Below are 3,720 nucleotides of genomic sequence, written 5' to 3'. Positions count from 1 at the left end.
CAAAATTGTGCTTGCTGATCATGATTGGCCTGACCTCGTCGGGAAGTTCGAAACCGTTGCGCGACATTACCGAACGATAATGTTCGAGTTCCCGCAGATTGGTGAATCCTTTTATCACCAGAAGACCTATCTCCCCGAAACTCATCGGCTCAAGGTCGAAGTCTTTCACGACAAACGAAGAGAAATTGAACCGTGCCACGTCATATAGCAAAGCGTTGGCATTGACTGAATCGCGTGGAAATGCAAGCACGAGATACTGCGGTGCGTCCGGGTTCCGCTCGAAGTTTGCAGGCTGACCGTCGGCATCGATCGCAATGGAGTCGTTCGAGAGTCCGAGACTCCATATCATGCCCCTGGAGTTGGAAAGTCCCGCTCTCGGCACACGTCCCGCCTTCAGCCCTTTCATGATGTTGCCCGCCATGGGAGTCATGTCGGTGTCGGGCCATCGCTCAAGCAGAGTGGTGAGCCGTTCGCGGAATTTATCGTTGTCATTCTCCGTAAGATATGACAACGCGTCGATGAATACGAACTTCGGCAGTATTTTGGAAAGAGGGTAGTCTTTCTCCATTTCGGAAGTGAGGTCATGGACCAGACGGTTGTTGTCGGAGAGATATGCCTGATATGCCTTTTCATACATCTCCTCCTGAATCAGATTCATTCGCCTCAGGTTGTCGAAATAATTTGGATCACGCATTGCCTGCCCGTAGGGGGATTCAGGGAAGTCGGAAAGGATCTTCTGTCTCCATTTTTCCGCCTGCGCAGTGTCTCCGTCGCGCACAGCCATCAGATAGAGGTTGTAATATACGTCAAGCCTGTATATATTGTCGGGATAACGGTCTTCAAGCCGGAGGAATTCTGTGCGAGCCGCCGGATAATCCTCAAGTTTGTCCTTTAGAATAAGACCCATGTTGTATAATCCCTCCTGAATTATGTCATTGGCGTTCTTACGCTCTTCCGGAGTAGAGGGTATCTGCGACAGGTAATACTCCACATTGTGCGGGTCAGAGGCGTTTTTCGCATCGTTGTCTTTCTCCTCACCTGATTCCTCCTGTGGCTTTTCGGTAGAGTCGGAATTGTTATCTTCGGAATCCTCGCTTTCTTCGGTTGTGTCGAAAGAGAATGAGGATTTGTTGCGCCGCCGCCAGTCGTCTTCAAGTCTTCGTGCACCCCATCTGCGCTGGAACTCTGTTTTACCTTGCGATTTGGTCATGGCATTATAGAAATACCAGGATTTGTCACCATTGCTGATGAATCCCTGGGTAGGTGCATCATTATGGTTTATTCCCGGTGCCTGTTGCCCTTCGCGTTCGGCAATTGCCGCCTCGCGCTTTGCTTCCTCTGCCTCTTTCTTCTCGCGTGCGATCAGTTCGTTGACAAGGCGTTGCGCCACAGCCTGTTGCTCCTCGGGTGTCATGTCGGCAAGACGCAGCAGTGAATCCTGCAGTTGCACGTTGCCGGAGTATACGGCAAGCTCGTCGAGCACGTCGCTTCGTAACCTGAGGATCTTGTAGTCAGGATAGTTGTCGGGCAGCTGAGGCACAGCTTCCGCATAACATGGCTGGGCTTTTACATAATCCCCTTTGGAAAAATATATATTGCCGAGTGCGAGTTGCGCCAAGGCGCGGTCTATTCCGTTGCGGGTGGACTTCTCTACAGCGAGTGAGTAGTTTGCCACAGCCTTTGCTGAATCCCCTTTCGACAGGTAAAGATTTCCAATGGCATAGTAGATCTGGTCTGCAAACTCCTTGTTTCGCGCATACCGGGTCATGGCTTTCAGAGAAGCCACCTCTTTGGAGATGTTGCGTCCCGTAAACACCTCGCTTTGTTTTATGCGGGCATTGAATTTGGCGCGGTAGGATATTCCCTGACCTTTTCCGGCGTTGCGGAACGCGATATAAGCGTTTTTCTTATCTCCGGTGTGGGCATATAGCTGACCAAGCAGAAACCATAGTCTGTTTTTCTGTGTGCCTTTTGCCCGGCTTGCCGCCTCACGCAGAAACGGAATGGCATCTGCATACCGGTCAGTGCGTATGAGGAGGTTTGCCTGAGCACGGTTGTAGAGGTTCATGATTCCGGAAGATGTGAGGTCTTTTTGCTTCACGAGATGAAGCACATTCTCAGCCTCATAGTTCCAGTCGAGCGCGCAATAGCTGAGTGCCTGCCATATGCGTGCCTCGGTGACTACGGCAGGCAGCCATGTGAAATGCTTGGCGATATACATGAACGTTGCTGCGGCTCCGGAGAAATCACCGTTGAAATATTGTCCTTTCCCCATTGTGAGCCATGCGTTATGCATGAACGGATTGAACTCATCGCGTGCCCTGAACGCTTTCTCCTTGGGGGATGCGCTTCTTTTGGCAGGTTTCTTTTTGATGGAATGCAGTTGTATCGCCTTCTGCATCTTCTCGATGGTGCGTTTGAAATCACCCGAAGGCTGAGGCATTTTCTGGTCGGCGCGTGCTTCCGCCGGATGTGTAAGCAAACGGCGTGAATAATCATCCTCATAGTCGCGTTCCATCTGCTGGAGTTGCTCGATATAGTGCTCCTTGCCGTTGAAATAGACATTATACCGGGTGGTGAAAGCCTGCCAGTTGCGCGACACCGCCGTGTTCTTCTTCGTCCCGCATGAGGTGACAAAGAGAACGCACATCAATATGACCGACAGGAATTTTAAAGCTTTCACATTTAGAAAAACGGAAATCCGGTAGATAAAGTATGTCACGGCACCGGATCATATCCCGAACCGCCCCACGGATGGCAGCGGCATATCCTTTTGAGCGCAAGCCATGATCCGCGAATCGCGCCATGTCTCGTTATCGCCTCGACGGCATATTGCGAACATGTGGGTGTATACCGGCAGCAGGAGGGGAAATGCGGCGATATCGCCCCCTGATAAAACCTGATCAGAAAAATAAATATGCGCTTCATGGGGTGGGAGTCTGTCGGTTGTCCGGCTGCAACTCCTTCTCGAGTTTGAAAAGCAGCCGTTTCATTCTGGCTTCTATAAGGGAGTAAGGGAGATTTTTGTCTGACATATAGATGAAAGCAAGCGAGAGTGTTCCGGCGTTGTCGATATTCTCCGCAATATCCTTGAGGGGCACACGGTTCAGGCGGTATGCTTCCCTGATGCGACGGCGCATAAGCACGCGGTCCACGGCTCTGCGGCGTTTCTTTTTCGGAACGGTTACAAGCATCTGTATCCTGCCCACCTTCGCCGGTATGTCAGACCTGAAGCTACCGGCGAGTTCTTCGGCATCTATGACACGCCATGTAAGACGCAACGGAAATTCGTAGAGTGTTTTTCCGTTAGCGAAAAGATCGTCCACAAGACGCTTGTGGCGAAGTTTCTCATCTTTTTTAAGCGTATATCTCTGTTCTTGCAAGGTGTTGGCGGTTTCTGTTCAGAAATCTCTGGAAATTATGAATTCAAAAATCTCTTTGAAACATTTTTTTGATTCGCAATCCGGATATCGGTCGATTATGGAATCAGCCTCCTTCTGCATGTCGCGCATCACTTCGAATGCATAATCAATGCCTCCGTTATCTTTTGCAAATTCTATGAGGGTGTTTATTTCATCTGTAGTGAGATCGCCTTTAACCAGCATATCTTTCATTAGAGTGCTGTGCTCTTCCGGAGCATTGTTGAGGGCATAGAGCAAAGGAAGTGTAACTTTCCCTTCGCGAAGATCATTGCCTGTGGGTTTGCCTATCTGTGGATTC

General features: G+C 50.1%; 4 protein-coding genes. All 4 read right to left on the bottom strand.

What is annotated here, in order from left to right:
• Positions 1–2,683 (bottom strand): tetratricopeptide repeat protein (locus JX312_RS10515; RefSeq protein WP_204457961.1); only part of this gene is annotated, 2,683 nt, incomplete at its 3' end.
• 35 nt (positions 2,684–2,718) lie between these two features.
• Positions 2,719–2,928, bottom strand: coding sequence for a membrane protein insertion efficiency factor YidD (yidD, locus tag JX312_RS10510; RefSeq protein WP_123403224.1), 210 nt, complete (start codon positions 2,926–2,928; stop codon positions 2,719–2,721).
• Positions 2,925–3,383: a ribonuclease P protein component gene (locus tag JX312_RS10505; RefSeq protein WP_123403226.1), complete on the bottom strand. Its 459-nt coding sequence runs from the start codon at positions 3,381–3,383 to the stop codon at positions 2,925–2,927. Before JX312_RS10505 ends, yidD begins: the two co-directional genes overlap by 4 nt.
• Positions 3,384–3,401: 18 nt before the next feature.
• Positions 3,402–3,720, bottom strand: a 319-nt coding sequence (locus JX312_RS10500; RefSeq protein ID WP_204457960.1) for a polyprenyl synthetase family protein, incomplete at its 5' end; no start/stop codon positions are given.

The sequence above is a fragment of the Barnesiella sp. CU968 genome (assembly GCF_905219685.1).
GTDB lineage: Bacteria > Bacteroidota > Bacteroidia > Bacteroidales > Muribaculaceae > Lepagella > Lepagella muris_A.
This window is presented reverse-complemented; position numbering and strand designations above follow the sequence as displayed.